This window comes from Actinomycetospora aurantiaca (genome assembly GCF_037401875.1).
Classification (GTDB): domain Bacteria; phylum Actinomycetota; class Actinomycetes; order Mycobacteriales; family Pseudonocardiaceae; genus Actinomycetospora; species Actinomycetospora aurantiaca.
Map to the genome: position 1 here is coordinate 503,441 of NZ_JBBEGN010000003.1, position 14,633 is coordinate 518,073.

16 protein-coding genes are annotated in these 14,633 nt (G+C 75.0%); 8 read left to right on the top strand and 8 right to left on the bottom strand.

Annotation, left to right across the window (positions count from 1 at the left end):
- Positions 1–126 precede the first annotated feature (126 nt).
- Positions 127–726, bottom strand: coding sequence for a DUF3000 domain-containing protein (locus tag WCD74_RS10275; protein ID WP_337694745.1), 600 nt, complete (start codon positions 724–726; stop codon positions 127–129).
- A gap of 95 nt (positions 727–821) precedes the next feature.
- Here WCD74_RS10275 and hemE point away from each other — a divergent pair, with 95 nt between their 5' ends.
- Genes hemE through WCD74_RS10295 form a run of 4 tightly spaced genes read left to right on the top strand, consistent with a single transcriptional unit; the run spans position 822 to position 5,380 of the window.
- Positions 822–1,889, top strand: a complete 1,068-nt coding sequence (hemE, locus tag WCD74_RS10280) for a uroporphyrinogen decarboxylase (RefSeq protein ID WP_337694746.1) — start codon at positions 822–824, stop codon at positions 1,887–1,889.
- A complete protein-coding gene (hemG, locus tag WCD74_RS10285) occupies positions 1,886–3,322 on the top strand; it encodes a protoporphyrinogen oxidase (RefSeq protein WP_337694747.1) in 1,437 nt (478 codons plus the stop codon). Before hemE ends, hemG begins: the two co-directional genes overlap by 4 nt.
- The gene (gene hemQ / locus WCD74_RS10290) at positions 3,310–3,999 is read left to right on the top strand and encodes a hydrogen peroxide-dependent heme synthase (protein WP_337694749.1); all 690 of its coding nucleotides are present in this window, start codon (positions 3,310–3,312) and stop codon (positions 3,997–3,999) included. Before hemG ends, hemQ begins: the two co-directional genes overlap by 13 nt.
- A gap of 22 nt (positions 4,000–4,021) precedes the next feature.
- Positions 4,022–5,380 (top strand): DUF2252 domain-containing protein, encoded by a 1,359-nt coding sequence (locus tag WCD74_RS10295; protein ID WP_373696050.1) that lies wholly within the window; start codon positions 4,022–4,024, stop codon positions 5,378–5,380.
- 3 nt (positions 5,381–5,383) lie between these two features.
- On the opposite strand, the gene WCD74_RS10300 is transcribed toward WCD74_RS10295, so the two are convergent.
- The 3 genes from WCD74_RS10300 to WCD74_RS10310 are packed head-to-tail and all read right to left on the bottom strand — an operon-like array spanning position 5,384 to position 6,735.
- Positions 5,384–5,968 carry a hypothetical protein gene (locus WCD74_RS10300; RefSeq protein WP_337694750.1) on the bottom strand — a complete coding sequence of 195 codons (585 nt, stop codon included), beginning with the start codon at positions 5,966–5,968 and terminating at the stop codon, positions 5,384–5,386.
- 25 nt (positions 5,969–5,993) lie between these two features.
- Positions 5,994–6,413 (bottom strand): peptide-methionine (R)-S-oxide reductase MsrB, encoded by a 420-nt coding sequence (gene msrB, locus WCD74_RS10305; protein WP_337694751.1) that lies wholly within the window; start codon positions 6,411–6,413, stop codon positions 5,994–5,996.
- 22 nt (positions 6,414–6,435) lie between these two features.
- Positions 6,436–6,735, bottom strand: a complete 300-nt coding sequence (locus WCD74_RS10310; protein WP_337694752.1) for a hypothetical protein — start codon at positions 6,733–6,735, stop codon at positions 6,436–6,438.
- Here WCD74_RS10310 and ligD point away from each other — a divergent pair.
- On the top strand, positions 6,734–7,792 hold the full coding sequence (gene ligD, locus WCD74_RS10315; RefSeq protein WP_337694753.1) for a non-homologous end-joining DNA ligase: 1,059 nt from the start codon (positions 6,734–6,736) through the stop codon (positions 7,790–7,792). The genes WCD74_RS10310 and ligD overlap by 2 nt on opposite strands.
- Positions 7,793–7,837: 45 nt before the next feature.
- The gene (locus WCD74_RS10320) at positions 7,838–8,770 is read left to right on the top strand and encodes a methionyl-tRNA formyltransferase (protein ID WP_337694754.1); all 933 of its coding nucleotides are present in this window, start codon (positions 7,838–7,840) and stop codon (positions 8,768–8,770) included.
- An 8-nt stretch (positions 8,771–8,778) separates the two neighbouring features.
- Here the strand turns inward: WCD74_RS10320 and WCD74_RS10325 are convergent, their stop codons facing one another.
- Positions 8,779–9,549, bottom strand: a complete 771-nt coding sequence (locus WCD74_RS10325; protein WP_337694755.1) for a PfkB family carbohydrate kinase — start codon at positions 9,547–9,549, stop codon at positions 8,779–8,781.
- Between the two features lie 125 nt (positions 9,550–9,674).
- On the opposite strand from WCD74_RS10325, the gene serA reads away from it, so the two are divergent.
- Positions 9,675–10,880 carry a phosphoglycerate dehydrogenase gene (serA, locus tag WCD74_RS10330; protein ID WP_337694756.1) on the top strand — a complete coding sequence of 402 codons (1,206 nt, stop codon included), beginning with the start codon at positions 9,675–9,677 and terminating at the stop codon, positions 10,878–10,880.
- Between the two features lies 1 nt (position 10,881).
- Here the strand turns inward: serA and nhaA are convergent, their stop codons facing one another.
- Together nhaA and WCD74_RS10340 are read right to left on the bottom strand one after the other, a co-directional pair.
- Positions 10,882–12,750, bottom strand: a complete 1,869-nt coding sequence (gene nhaA, locus WCD74_RS10335) for a Na+/H+ antiporter NhaA (RefSeq protein WP_337694757.1) — start codon at positions 12,748–12,750, stop codon at positions 10,882–10,884.
- Between the two features lie 51 nt (positions 12,751–12,801).
- Positions 12,802–13,302 carry a putative immunity protein gene (locus WCD74_RS10340; RefSeq protein WP_337694758.1) on the bottom strand — a complete coding sequence of 167 codons (501 nt, stop codon included), beginning with the start codon at positions 13,300–13,302 and terminating at the stop codon, positions 12,802–12,804.
- 187 nt (positions 13,303–13,489) lie between these two features.
- On the opposite strand from WCD74_RS10340, the gene WCD74_RS10345 reads away from it, so the two are divergent.
- Positions 13,490–14,053, top strand: a complete 564-nt coding sequence (locus WCD74_RS10345) for a dihydrofolate reductase family protein (protein WP_337694759.1) — start codon at positions 13,490–13,492, stop codon at positions 14,051–14,053.
- Here WCD74_RS10345 and WCD74_RS10350 read toward each other — a convergent pair.
- Positions 14,038–14,628, bottom strand: coding sequence for a histidine phosphatase family protein (locus tag WCD74_RS10350; RefSeq protein ID WP_337694760.1), 591 nt, complete (start codon positions 14,626–14,628; stop codon positions 14,038–14,040). The genes WCD74_RS10345 and WCD74_RS10350 overlap by 16 nt on opposite strands.
- Positions 14,629–14,633 lie beyond the last annotated feature (5 nt).

Consider the following 14,633-nt stretch of genomic DNA (forward strand, 5'->3'; position numbering starts at 1 on the left):
TACCGGGAAAGTGCTGAGAGTTCGCTGAATGGTGAACTTCGAGCGGTCCCGAGTTGAGACGCGAGAAGCGTCGTCGTCTCGAACGCACACGGACCCGGCGGATGCACGTGCCGATGCGGGCCGGCCTCAGCCCAGGCGGCGCGCGCCCAGGCTCGCGACGCCGACCGGCGGCAGGCCCGCCGCGGTCGCCAGGACGGTCGTGAACGCCGCGCCGTGCTCGCCGAGGTCGACCGCCGCCGGGTCGTCCCCGTCGGGCACCGGCGTCCATGACGCCCGCAGCTCGAGGTCGCACACGTGCGCCGGCCCGGAGATGTCGCCGAAGCGCACCGAGGAGGTCTGGGTGACCGTCCCTCCGACCGCCGTCGCCGCGCACCCGCTCTCCTCCAGCGCGCCGGTCAGCCACGACCAGGCCACCTCGGGCAGCATCGGGTCGTTCGCGTGCTCGGGGTCGAGCTCGGCGCGCACGAAGGTGACCAGGCGCAGCGTGCCGTCCCAGGCCTCCTGGCCCTCCGGGTCGTGCAGCAGCACGAGCCGCCCGGTGACCAGCACCTCCGGCTCGGGGTCCGCGCCGGGGGAGACGACCTCCGCGCTCCACGCCGCCGACCACGGCGCCAGCCGCTGCGGCGGGCGCATGTCGCGCAGCTCGATCTCGGGGCGGGGGCGCAGGGCGGCCAGCGACTCCACGGCCCGGCGGAACGTCTCGGGGGCGGTCGCGGGTGCACTCACCCGCCGGAGCGTAGGTGGCTCCCGCCACGCGCGGGAGCCCGACGCGCCGGGCGCGGCGCCACGCCGATCGGACGGGCTGGCAGACTGGGAGGACCATGAGTGCGCCCGCGACGACCCCGAGCAGCCACCGTCGTGCCCTGCCCGGATCCGCGTTCCTGACGGCGGTCCGGGGCGGGACGCCGATGCACCTCCCGGTGTGGTTCATGCGGCAGGCCGGGCGCTCGCTGCCGGAGTACCGGCGGGCGCGCCAGGGCACCGCGATGCTCGAGTCCTGCCTGACGCCGGACCTCGCGTGCGAGATCACGCTGCAGCCGGTCCGCCGCTACGGGGTGGACGCCGCGATCCTGTTCTCCGACATCGTCGTGCCGCTCAAGGTCGCCGGGGTCGGGGTGGACATCGTCGCCGGGACCGGGCCGGTGATCGAGTCGCCGGTGCGCACCGCGGCCGACGTCGCCGACCTCCCGCACCTCGACCCCGCGCAGGCCGAGCCGGTCGCGCAGGCGGTGCGGCTGCTGACCGCGGAACTGGGCGACACCCCGCTGATCGGCTTCGCGGGCGCCCCGTTCACGCTCGCCTCCTACCTGGTCGAGGGCGGACCGAGCCGCAACCACGAGCGGACCAAGGCGCTCATGCACGCCGAGCCCGCCACGTGGCACGCGCTGCTGGACCACCTGGCCGAGCTGACCCTCGGGTTCCTGCAGGTCCAGGTCGGGGCCGGGGTCGACGCGGTGCAGCTCTTCGACTCGTGGGCGGGCGCCCTCTCCGAGCGCGACTACCGCGAGTTCGTGCTGCCGCACTCGACGAAGGTCCTCGCGGGCCTCGCCGACGCCGGCCTGCCCCGCATCCACTTCGGGGTGGGCACCGGGGAGCTGCTGGGCGCGATGGGCGAGGCCGGCGCGGACGTCGTCGGGGTGGACTGGCGGGTCCCGCTCGACGCCGCCACCCGCCGCGCCCCAGGCACGGTCCTGCAGGGCAACCTCGACCCGGCCGTGCTGTTCGCGGGGCCCGACGTCGTCGACGCCGAGGTCCGCCGGATCGTCGCCGAGGGCCACGCGGCCCCGGCCCACGTGTTCAACCTCGGCCACGGGGTGCTGCCCGAGACCGACCCGGACGCCCTGCACCGGGTCGTCGAGCTGGTGCACTCCCTGCCCGTTCGCGCGTGACGGGGGCCCCCGGGCCCCGCGTGGTGGTCGTCGGCGGCGGTGTCAGCGGTCTGGCCGCGGCGCACCGGCTGCGGACGACGCTGGGGGAGCACGCCGGGATCACGGTGCTCGAGTCGGCGCGGGTGCTGGGCGGCAAGCTCGCGGCCGTCGAGCTCGGCGGGCTGCGCGTCGACGTCGGGGCGGAGGCGTTCCTGGCCCGCCGCCCCGAGGCCTCGGCGCGGCTGGTGGAGCTGGGGCTCGCCGACGACGTCGTGCATCCCTCGGCCGCGTCCTCGGGCATCCGCGCAGGCGGCGCCACCCACGCCATGCCCCCACGCACCGTCATGGGCGTCCCGGCCGACCCACCCGCCGTCGGGACCCTGCTCTCGGAGGCCGGACGGGCCACGCTGGCGGCCGAGGCCGACCGGGGACCCGTCGCCTGGGACGGCGACGACACCGTCGGCGCCCTGGTGCGCGGCCGGTTCGGTGACGAGGTGGCCGACCGGCTCGTCGACCCCCTGCTCGGCGGGGTCTACTCCGGCCGGGCCGACGCCCTCGGGGTCCGCGCGACCGTCCCCGCCCTGGCCGCGGCCCTCGACCGCGACCCGTCCTCGCTCACCGCCGCCGCACGGGCGGCACTGCCGGCCGCGCCGCCCGACGGGGCGGCACCCGCACCGGTCTTCGGGACCCTGCGCACCGCCCTCGCCGACCTGCCGCCCGCGCTCGCCGTCGCGGCCCGGGCCGAGGTGCGACTCGCGCGCACCGTGACCGCGATCGAGCCCCGGGCGGACGGCTGGCGGGTCGTCGCGTCGGGGCCGCAGGGCAGTGAGGTCCTCGACGCCGACGCGGTGGTGCTCGCGGTGCCGCCGCCGGGCCTGCGGCGCCTGCTCGCGGACGTCGCCCCGGCGGCCGCGCGGGCCGCGGCCGGCATCGAGCTGGCGTCCTCGGCCGTCGTCGCGCTGGCGCTGCCGGCGGGCACCGATCTCGGGACGCGCTCCGGGGTGCTGATCGGCTCGGGGGAGCGGCGCCCGGACGGGGAGCCGTGGACGATCAAGGCCGTCACGGTGTCGTCGGTGAAGTGGCCGCACCTCGCCGGCGACGAGGCCGTGGTGCTGCGGGCCTCGATCGGGCGGTACGGCGAGCCCGGCACCCTGCAGCGCGACGACGACGAGCTGGTCGCGGCCGCGCGGTCCGACGTCGCCGCCCTGCTCGGGATCGACGCGGAGCCGCTGGAGAGCGTCGTCGCCCGTTGGGGCGGCGGGCTGCCGCAGTACGGCGTCGGCCATGGCGAGCGGGTCGCGACGATCGAGTCGTCGCTGCCCGACGGGCTCGCTGTCGCGGGGGCCGCCCTGCACGGCGTCGGGGTCCCGGCCTGCCTGGCCACCGGCGACGCCGCCGCCGAGCGGGTCGCCGCGCACCTGGCCCGTGGCACGATGGACCCGTGGCGCGGCTGAACTACGACGAGCTGAACTCGACGATCCGGTACGCGATGTGGTCGGTGTTCCGCACCGACCAGGCGAAGCTCCCCGACGACCGGCGGACCGCCGCCGAGGAGTTCGCCGCCGCCGTCGACGAGCAGGAGTCCAAGGGCGTCGTCGTGCGCGGCGTGTACGACCTCGCGGGCATGCGGGCGGACGCCGACTGGATGGTCTGGACCCACGCCCCCGACGTCGAGTCGCTGCAGGCGGCCTACACCGCGCTGCGCCGCACGGCGCTGGGCCGGGCCTCGGAGCCGGTGTGGTCGAACACCGCGCTGCACCGGCCGGCGGAGTTCAACAAGAGCCACGTCCCGGCCTTCATCGCGGGGGAGGAGCCGAAGGGCTACCTCTGCCTCTACCCGTTCGTGCGGTCGCTGGACTGGTACCTGCTGCCCGACGAGGAGAGGCGGGGCATGCTCGCCGACCACGGCAAGGCCGCCCGCGGCTACGCCGACGTCCGGGCCAACACGGTGCCGTCGTTCGCGCTGGGCGACTACGAGTGGATCCTCGCCTTCGAGTCCGACCAGCTCGACCGGATCGTCGACCTGATGCGCGACCTGCGGGCCACCGAGGCCCGCAGGCACGTGCGCGAGGAGACGCCGTTCTTCACCGGTCCGCGGGTCGAGCCGGGAGCGCTGCTCGCCCTGTCGTGACCGGTGGGGCCAGGATGGCGCGGTGACCGACCCCGTCGCCGCCGACCTGTCCGCCCTCGGGACCCGGGACGAGGACGCCCGCACGGGCTTCATCGTCGACACCCTCACCGACGCCTTCGCCGATCTCATGGCCGCGAGCCCGGCCGGCTTCCGGTCGAAGTTCCGCAAGATGGCCGCGGACCCGTTCGCGTTCTACCGTGGCAGCGCGTGCCTGTTCTACGCCGACGTCGTGCGGCTGCCCGACCCGTGGGCCGACGAGCGGACCTCCCGGGTGTGGATCCAGGGCGACCTGCACGCGGAGAACTTCGGCACGTACATGGACGGCGACGGCGCGCTGGTCTTCGCGCTGAACGACTTCGACGAGGCCTACCTGGGGGCGTTCACCTGGGACCTGCGCCGGCTGGTGGCCAGCGTGGCGCTGCTCGGCTGGTCCAAGGCGTTCTCCGACGAGACCGTGTCCGAGCTGGTCACGACCTACCTGCGCGCCTACCTGGCCGCGCTGCGCTCGTTCCACGGCACCGCGGGCGAGCTCACGCACGCCCTGCGGCGCTCCGGGACCGACGGCGCGGTGCGCGCGGCCCTGCAGCGGTCCCGGGAGTCCAGCCGCGAGGCGCTGCTGGCCTCGCTCACCGAGATCGAGGGCGACGACCGGGTGTTCCGGGCCGGCCCGGGGGTGCGGCGGCTCGACGACGGCGAGCGGGCGGAGGTCGTGGAGGCGTTCCGGCGCTACCTGGACACGATCCCGGCCGACAAGCGTCTCTCCGACGTCGTCTACGAGGTGGTCGACGTCGTCGGGCGCAGCGGCTTCGGGATCGGCAGCGCGGGCCTGCCCGCGTACAACGTCCTGGTCGAGGGGTTCAACGAGGCCCTCGACAACGACGTCGTCATCAGCATGAAGCAGGCCGTCGTCGCGGCCCCGAGCCGCGTGGTCACCGACGAGCGCGTCGCCTCGGCGTTCGTCCACCACGGCCAGCGCACCGCGCTGTCCCAGCGGGCCCTGCAGGCGCACGCCGACCGGCTGCTGGGCTGGACCGAGGTGCGCGGGGCCGGGTACGTGGTGCGCGAGCTCTCGCCCTACGAGGCCGACCTGGACTGGGCGGACGTCACCGAGCCGGCCGACGTGGCGAACGTGCTGGGATACCTCGGGCACGCCACCGCGCGGGCGCACTGCGTGGCCGACCGCGACGCGGAGGACGCCGACCTCGTGGGGTTCCAGGTCGAGGACGCCGTGCTCGAGGTCGTGGCGGGCCGCGAGGACGAGTTCGTCGCCGACCTGGTCGGCTTCGCCCACGCCTACGCCCGGGTCGTGCGCGACGACCACCGGCGGTTCGTCGAGGCGTTCCGCTCCGACCGCATCCCCGGGGTCAGCGGGACCGCCTGACGATCACGGCGTGGTGAGCGCCCGACACTCCGCCACCCCGGCGGCCTCGTCGGTCAGCGGGGTCGGGACCGCGAGGTCGCGCAGGGCGTCCGGGCCGGGGACGACGAGGACCGCGCGGGCGCGCTGGAGACCGTAGAACAGGGTGTCCGTGGCGTTGGCGGGGACGGCTTCCAACGACTCGCGGGCCTCCCGGATCGCGCCGAGCCGCTGGTTGAGCCCGTCGAGCACGGCGTCGGTCGAGGCGCCGCCGCCCTCGAGCGGGGCGGGGCCGGCGGCGTTCACCCCTCGGATCGCGGTGGTGACGCCGCGGATCCGGTCGTCGAGGTAGGCGACGACGCGGTCCCGGGTCCCGGCGACGTCCGCGGTGTTCGTCGGCGGGATCGGCGTCGCGGAGCGGACCGCCGGGGCCAGCGCCGCGCAGACCTGGGCGAGCCAGGTCTGCGGGCTCGGCGGCCGGACCGTGTTCTCCGGCGCGAACGGCCGGGACGGCGGTGCCGGCTGCGCCGGTTGCGCGCTGTCGCTGCACCCGGCCAGGACGGCCAGCACGACCAGGACGGGGGCCACCAGCGACGACGATGATCGGCTCACGCCGCCCGGGTACCCCGGGGAGTGCTCAGGCCTTCGGCTCGAGCCGCAGCGACACCGAGTTCATGCAGTAGCGCTGGTCGGTGGGCGTGCCGTACCCCTCGCCCTCGAAGACGTGCCCCAGGTGGGAGTGGCAGGTCCCGCACAGCACCTCGACGCGGCGCATCCCCATCGACGAGTCCTCGCGCAGGATCACGTTGTCGTCGCCCGAGGGGGCGTAGAACGACGGCCACCCGCAGTGGCTCGCGAACTTCGTCTCCGAGCGGAAGAGCTCGGCGTCGCACGCGCGGCAGTGGTAGACGCCCTCGGTGAACGTCTCGTCGTACTCGCCGGTGAACGGCCGCTCGGTGCCGGCCTGGCGCAGGACCTGGTACTCCTCGGGCGAGAGCTGCTCCCGCCACTCGGCGTCGGACTTCTCGACCTTCGGCTTGCCGATCGCACTGCTCATGCGTCCAGGCTAATACGGCGCGCTACGCGAGGTAGGCGCTCAGCACGAACTCCAGCACCCCGTAGATGACCCAGCCCGCGCCGAGCAGCACGAGCACGACGAGCAGCCACGCGGCCCAGCGCTGCAGGCCGCCGCTGCGGTTCGCCGACTCCGCGAAGTCGCGCACGCCGTTCAGCTCGCCCTCGACGGTGAACATCGGCCGCACGCGCTCCATGCGGTCGAGGTGCTCGGCGAAGGCGCGCGCCTCCGGGTCGTCGGGGTCGAGGCCGACGAGGTCGTCGTGGAACCGGCGAGCCGGATCCGGACGAGCAGCCCAGGTCATGGGAGTCACGGTAACCTCCGCAGCCGTGGCGCGGTCGGCGGCGGTGGAGATCGAGGTGGGCGGGCGCGCGGTGCGCGTGTCGAACCCCGACAAGGTCTACTTCCCCGAGCCCGGGATCACCAAGGGCCAGGTCGTCGAGTACTACGCGGCGGTGGCCGACCCGCTGCTCGGGGTGCTGCGCGACCGCCCGACTCACCTCAAGCGCTTCGTCGACGGCGTGACCGGCGAGTTCTTCTACCAGAAGCGCCTGGCCAAGGGCGCCCCCGACTACGTCGAGACGGTGCAGGTGCGGTTCCCCTCGGGCCGCGCGGCGGACGTGCTGTGCCCCACCGAGCCGGCGGTGCTCGCCTGGGCCGCCAACCTGGGGACCTTCGACTTCCACCCGTGGCCGGTCCGCCGCCCCCAGGTCGACGCGCCCGACGAGCTGCGCATCGACCTCGACCCCCAGCCCGGGACCGACTTCGCCGACGCCGCCGTCGTCGCGGCGACGCTCCGCGAGGTGCTCACCGACGCCGGCCTCGTCGGGTGGCCGAAGACCTCCGGCGGGCGCGGCATCCACGTCATGGTGCCGATCCGCGCGGAGTGGGACTTCGTCGCGGTCCGCCGGTGCGTGATCGCGATCGGCCGCGAGGTGTGCCGGCGGCTGCCCGGGCAGGCCACCGTCGACTGGTGGAAGGAGGAGCGCGGCGAGCGCGTGTTCCTCGACTTCAACCAGGCGGCCCGCGACCGGACGATCGCCTCGGCGTGGTCGGTGCGCGGCACCCCGCGGGCGACCGTGTCCTTCCCCCTGACCTGGGCCGACCTCCCCGACGCCGAGCCGGACGACTTCACCGTCCGGACCGTGCCCGGCCTGTACGCCGAGCGCGGCGACGCCCACGCCGGCCTGCACGACGACCCGGCCGGGCTCGAGACGGCGCTGGAGTGGGTGGAGCGCGACCAGCGCGACCACGACCTCGGCGACATGCCCTACCCGCCGGAGTACCCGAAGATGCCCGGCGAGCCGAAGCGGGTGCAGCCGTCGAAAGCGCGCGCGGACACCACCGGCAAGCAGGTCTGAGACGTCCGCTTCGTCTGCTTTATCCTCACCTGCGGGGGTGAGGACATGGTGCGGATCGTGTTCGCCGGCGAGGAGGCCGCCGGGGCGCGGGCGATCGCCCGGGTCGTGGCGAGCGGGCACGAGCTCGTCGCGGCCCTCACCGACTCGCCACGGACCCGGGGCACCGTCGCCTCGCTCGCGGCCGAGGCCGGGGCGCCGGTCCTGCCCGCCCGGCGGGTCCGCGAGGCAGCCCTCGCGGACGAGCTCCGTGAGCTGGGCGTCGACGTCCTGCTCAACGTGCACTCGCTCGCGATCGTGCGCGCCGAGGTGCTCGGGGCCCCACGGATCGGCGCGTTCAACCTGCACCCGGGGCCGCTGCCGGAGTACGCCGGGCTGAACGTGCCGAGCTGGGCGGTGCTGCACCGCCGGGCACGGCACGCCGTGACGCTGCACCGGATGGAGCCGGGCATCGACACCGGCGACGTCGTCGCCCGCGCGGAGTTCGACCTCACCGAGCGGGACACGGGCCTGTCGGTGGCGACCCGCTGCGCCCGGGAGGGCGTGGAGCTCGTGGACGTGCTGCTCGACCAGCTCGGGCGGGACCCCGCCGCGGTGCCCCGGGAGCCGCAGGACCTGTCCGTGCGCCGGTACTTCGGGCGGGAGGTCCCGCACGACGGCTGGATCCCCTGGTCCTCCCCGACGGCGGAGGTGCTCGCCTTCGTCCGCGCCTTCGACTACCGGCCGTTCTCCTCGCCGTGGGGTCCGTCGCGGACGTGGGTGCCGGGCGCGGGCGAGGCCGCGGTGACCCGGCTCGCGGCCGCACCGGGGACCGGCGGGGAGCCGGGCGCGGTGCGGGTCGACGGCGAGCACGCGGACGTCGCGACGGCCGACGGGTGGGTCCGGGTCCTCGGCCTCGCCGTCGACGGCACCGCGACACCGCCCCACGAGGTGCTCACCGACGGGACGCGGCTGGGTTCCCCGGCGACCGCGTCGCGCTGACCCGGTCGCTACCCGCCGTCCAGGGCGGTCTGCAGGGCCTCCCCGGTCGGCAGCCCGTCCCGGGCGCCGGACGCGGCCGCCGCCAGCCCCGCCGCCACCACCGCGACGCCCAGGGCGTCCTCGAGGTCCTCCCCGCCCGCGAGCAGGACGGCGAGGGTGCCGAGCAGGGCGCTCTTGGCGCCCGCCGGGTCGACGACGCCCACCGGGTGCGCCGGGAGCCGCCGCACCCGTCCGTCGTCGGCGAGGAGCACCCCGTCCGCGCCCAGGGTCACGACGACGGGCGCCCCGCTCCACGAGTGCAACGTCGCGGCCGCCTCGGCGGGCGGACGCCCGGCCGCCTCGCTCCCCGCGCCCTGCCGGACGATCTCGGCGAGTTCGGCGGCGTCGGGGGTCAGCACCGCGCCGAGGTCGAGCAGCCCGAGGACGGTGGGGATGACGGGATCGGGGTCCAGGACGCAGTGCACGCGTCGGCCGGCCGCCGTGCCCACCGCGGCCGCGACCACCGCCGCGGACACGTCCGTGCCGACCAGGACCCCACCCAGGCCCGCGATCCCCTCGAGGGCGGCCCGGACGGGGTCGGCGTCGAGGTGGTCCGCCGTGGTCACGTGCGTGACGTCGACGCCCTCGGCGGCGAGCTCGCCGACGGCGTGGGGATCGGCGGCCGTCCCGACGAGCGCGACCCCGGCGCCGAGCCGGGCGGCCGCCACCGCGGCGTCGGCCGCGGAGCCGGGGACGGCGCCGACGACGCCGACGACGGGTGGGGCCTCGGGGTCGCTCACGGGTGCATCCTGCCCGCGCGGAACGTGACGTGCATCGCGTCGCACCGGCTCTTTCGCCCGGTCAGCGGCACGCGAGCGGCCGAACGGGGCCGACATCGGGGGAGGACCCGCCTAGGGTGCTCCGGGTGAAGGTGCTGCTGCTGGAGAACATCCACCCCACCGCCGCCGAGGCGTTCCGGCGTGCCGGGCTCGAGGTCGACGCGCGCCCCGGCTCGCTGTCCGGCCCGGACCTCGTGGAGGCCCTGGAGGGCGTGGCCCTGCTCGGCATCCGCTCCAACACCACCATCACCGCGGAGGTCCTGGACGCAGGCAAGGACCTGCTCGCGGTCGGGTGCTTCTGCATCGGCACGAACCAGGTCGACCTCGCCGCGGCCGCCGAGCGCGGGATCGCCGTCTTCAACGCCCCGTTCTCCAACACCCGCTCCGTGGTGGAGCTGGTCCTCGGCGAGATCATCGCGCTCGCCCGGCGGCTGACCGAGAAGACGCTGCGGATGCACGAGGGCATCTGGGACAAGTCCGCCAAGGGCAGCCACGAGATCCGCGGGCGGACGCTCGGGATCGTCGGCTACGGCAACATCGGCACGCAGCTGTCGAACATCGCCGAGGCCGTCGGCCTGCGCGTGATCTTCTTCGACACCGCCGACCGCCTCGCCCACGGCAACGCGCAGCGGATGGGGTCGCTGGACGAGCTGCTCGCCGAGGCCGACGTCGTCAGCCTGCACGTGGACGGTCGCCCGGGGAACGCCGGCCTGTTCGGCGCCGAGCAGTTCGCGCGGATGAAGCCGCGGGCGATCTTCATCAACGCCTCGCGCGGGATGGTCGTCGACTACGACTCGCTGCGTCAGAACATCGAGTCCGGGCACATCGCGGGCGCCGCGATCGACGTCTTCCCGGTCGAGCCCAAGGCCCAGGGCGACCCGTTCGACTCGCCCCTGCGCGGCCTCGACAACGTCATCCTGACCCCGCACGTCGGCGGCTCCACCGCCGAGGCGCAGGAGGAGATCGGGCACTTCGTGTCGACGAAGCTGCTCGGCTTCGTGGGCGGCGGCAGCACCGCGCTCTCGGTGAACCTGCCCGAGGTCATGCCCCCGAACCCGCCCGGCGCGTACCGCATGGGCTACCTGCACTCCAGCGAGCCGGGCGTGCTCGCGGGGCTGAACCGGCTGCTCGCCGACAGCGGCGCCAACGTCATCGGGCAGGCGCTGTCCACCCGGGGCGAGCAGGGCTACGTCGTCACCGACACGGACCGCCCGCTCGCCGAGCACGTGCTCACCGAGCTGAACCGGGCGCCGCAGACGCTGTGGCTGCGGTTCTGGGAGCCGCAGGCCTGAGTTACGACCGAGGGGCCTCGGGGCTCGCTGCCGTCGCCATCCGCTCGAGCATCGCGATGAGGGTCGCGGCGTCGTGCGGGCCCTCCAGCCGCGTCGGGGTCTGCCCGGTGACGCCCAGGAAGAAGGTGGGTGTCCCGGGCAGGTCGCTGGTGCGCGCGTCGATGTCGTCGTCGGCGACCCGGTTGGCGGTGTCCCCGTCGCGGAGGTCCTCCTCGAGCCGCTCGACGTCCAGGCCGAGCGCGGCGGCGTGGGCGTCCAGGCCGTCCCGGTCGAGGGCGTCGGCGTGCGCGAACAGGTGGTCGTGCGCCTCCCAGAAGCGTCCCTGTTCGGCGGCGGCCTCGGCGAACTCGGCGGCCTGCCGGGCGTCCGGGTGGTACTCGTCGAGCGGGAAGTGCCGGAAGACGTAGCGCAGCCGGTCGCCGAAGTGCTCCCGCACCTGACGCATGCTGCCGGTCGCCTTCCCGCAGAACGGGCACTCGAAGTCGGCGTACTCCACGATCGTCAGCGGGGCGTCCACCGGCCCGCGGACGTGGTCGCGGCGCGGGTCGACCGGTCGGAGCAGCTCCATCGAGGGTCCCTCGGGGGCGGGCGCGACCTTGAACACCACCGCACCGAGCAGCGCCGCGAGCACCGAGGCGACGAGCACGCCGATGCGCGCCTGGTCGGCCAGCGCCTCGTCGTCGGTCAGGGCGAGGTCGACGATGAACAGCGAGATCGTGAACCCGATGCCCGAGAGCGCCGCGCCGCCCGCGACCTGCGACATCGTCAGGCCGGGCGGGAGCTTCCGGCGCAGCAGCGCCGTCGAGCCGGTGATCCCCAGGAACTTCCCGACGACGAGGCCGAGAACGATCCCCCAGGTCAGCGGCGAGGTGGCCGCGGCCAGCAGGGTCTCGCCGGTCAGCGCGACGCCGGCGTTGGCCAGGGCGAACAGCGGCACGATGATGAACGCGGTGTAGGGCTGGTAGAGCCGCATCAGGCGCTCGTTGACGCTGACCGCGCGGTCCAGCCCGAGGCGGGCGGTGCGGGCGTACTCCGGGTTCGGCGACTGCCGGAACCGCTTCGTCAGCTCCGCCGCCCACTCCACCTCACGCCGCTTGGGCGGGTACACCGGCAGGAGCAGGGCGATCAGGACCCCGGCCAGCGTCGCGTGCACCCCGGACTCGTGCAGCGCCACCCAGGTGATCAGCGAGACCACCAGGTAACCCCCGCCGCGCCACACCCGCAGCCGCCGCAGCTGCCAGACGGCGGCGAGCCCGAGGATCGCGACCACGAGCGGGATCCAGTGGAGCTCGTCGGTGTAGACCAGGGCGATCACCGCGAGCGCCCCGACGTCGTCGGCCACCGCCAGCGTCAGCAGGAAGATGCGCAGCCGCTCCGCCTTGCCCGGCCCGATCACGGCGAGGGCGCCCAGCAGGAACGCCGTGTCCGTCGAGATGACCACGCCCCACGCCGAGGCCTCCGGGCCGGACGGGTTGAGCAGCAGGAACAGCACCGCGGGCAGCGCGAGCCCGGCGATCGCCGCCGTCAGCGGGACCATGGCCTGCGACCGGTCGCGCAGCTCGCCGATCGCGAGCTCCCGCTTGACCTCCAGCCCGATGACGAAGAAGAACAGCGCCATCAGGCCGTCGTTGACCCAGTGCTGCAGGTCGAGGTCGATCCCCGTCCCGCCGACCGTGAACGAGATGTGGGTGTGCCAGAACGCCTCGTACGTCCAGCCCCACGGCGAGTTCGCCCAGAGCAGCGCGAGCAGGGTCGCGATCAGCAGGAACACGGCGGCCAGCGACTCCGACGAGTCGCCCCGGCGGGCCTCGGCGATCCGGTCCAGGACGCCGCGCAGCCGTCCGGTGCTGCGCACGGTCGTATCGGTCATCGCGGATGATTCTTCCCGACGACGGGTCGTGCGCGGGAGTGATCTCGGCGGTCAGGTGAAGACCGACCAGCAGAGCTCGTTGCGGCGGTGCTGGTCGTCCAGCACGAGGTCGCGGACGGCGTCCGGGAGTTGCTCGCGCTGCCAGGCGCACTCCCGACGACCGGCCGCCTCGCCATCGGCCGCCCGGACCGCCTTGATCGCGTAGGCGGCGGCGCCGAGGTCGTGCGCGGCGACGTGGGCGACGGCCCCGGCCTGGCCGGCGGCGTAGGCGGCGAACCGCGGCGCGCCCCGCAGGTCCCGGGCGGCGCCCATCGCGTGCCCACCGGCGGCCCGTGCGGTCATCATGCGGACCTCGCCGCGCGTCCACGCCCGGGCGTGCTCGATCGCCTCGCGGGGTCGCGGGTCGTCCGGCCGCTCCGCCTCGAACAGCCCCAGGACGTGCTCCGCGCACGTCGCGGCCCACAGCGCGAGCCGGTGGTGGTCGGCGTCGGTCAGCGACCCGCCGCGCCGGATCGTCACGAGCCGCGGGTCGCGCTCCGCCGACAGGATCACGGTCGCCACGCTAGGGCCACGAGTGCCGTGTGTGGTGCACAGGAAACCTGTGCACCACACACGCCGGTCGCGGACCTAGCGTCCCGGAGGGCTCGTCCGCCCCGGGCCGCGAGATATCTCGTGAGCCCCTGTCGAAAGCCGTCCTCCTCGTCCGACGCACGGGCGAACACACCCCGAGGAGGACACCATGCAGATCGTCGTCACCGCCTTCACCAGCCTCGACGGCGTCGTCCAGGCGCCCGGCGGCCCCGACGAGGACCGCGACGGCGGCTTCGCCCACGGCGGCTGGTCGATGCGCTACTTCGACCCCGAGGTGATGGGGGCCGCCTGGAACGACGCGATCTCCTCCGCCGACGCGATGATGTTCGGGCGGCGGACCTGGGAGGTGTCCGGACCGGCCTGGTCGGCGCAGTCCGGCGACCCGTTCGCCGACCGGATCAACGCCATCCCCAAGTACGTCGTCAGCCGCACGCTCACCGACGCGAGCGCGTGGACCAATTCGACCGTCGTCGACGATCCGCGCGGCTACCCCGCGGGCGAGGGCCGCCTCCTCGTCATGGGCAGCCCGTCCGTGGTCCGCGAGCTGGTCGACGCCGACATCGTGGACGAGTACCGCCTCATGATCGAGCCGGTCGTCCTCGGCGGTGGGAAGTCGATCTTCCCGCGGAACGGGAACAGCCGCGGCCTGGAGCTGGTCGAGGCCACCACCGCGGCCACCGGCACGCTGGTCTGCACCTACCGCAGGGGCTGAAGGGCGGCGGCGTGCGCGGACACGTCGTTGAAGGCGAGCAGCCGGGGGGTGGTGCCGGAGGTGTCGATCCGGCACACCGCGGCGTCCTCGACCCACATCCGCCAGGCGACCTCGTCGCCGACCCCGAGGGCCCAGGCGACGGCGGCCTTGATGGGGGAGACGTGACTGACGACCACCACGTCGCCCGCCGCGGCATCGGCGGTCAGCTCGGCGCACGCGGCGCGGACCCGCTCACCCACGGCCGCGAGCGACTCGCCGCCCGCGGGCACGTGGGTGGGGTCCTCACGCCAGGCCCGCCAGCCCGCGGCGTCCAGCGTCGAGGCCGGGCACTCGTCGAGGGTGCCGTAGTCCATCTCGATCCACCGGTCGTCGACCTCGACCGGTACCCCGAACATCTCCGCGGTCTGCCGGGCGCGGGTCAGGGGGCTCGAGATCAGGCGCGCCGGGCGGGGGAGGGCCCGGGCGAGCACGGCCGCCTGCTCGATCCCCTCCGGGCACAACGGCGGGTCGGCGCGGCCCAGCAGCAGACCGCTGCGGTTGGCCTGCGTCTGGCCGTGGCGCACGAGGACGAGCATCCCGC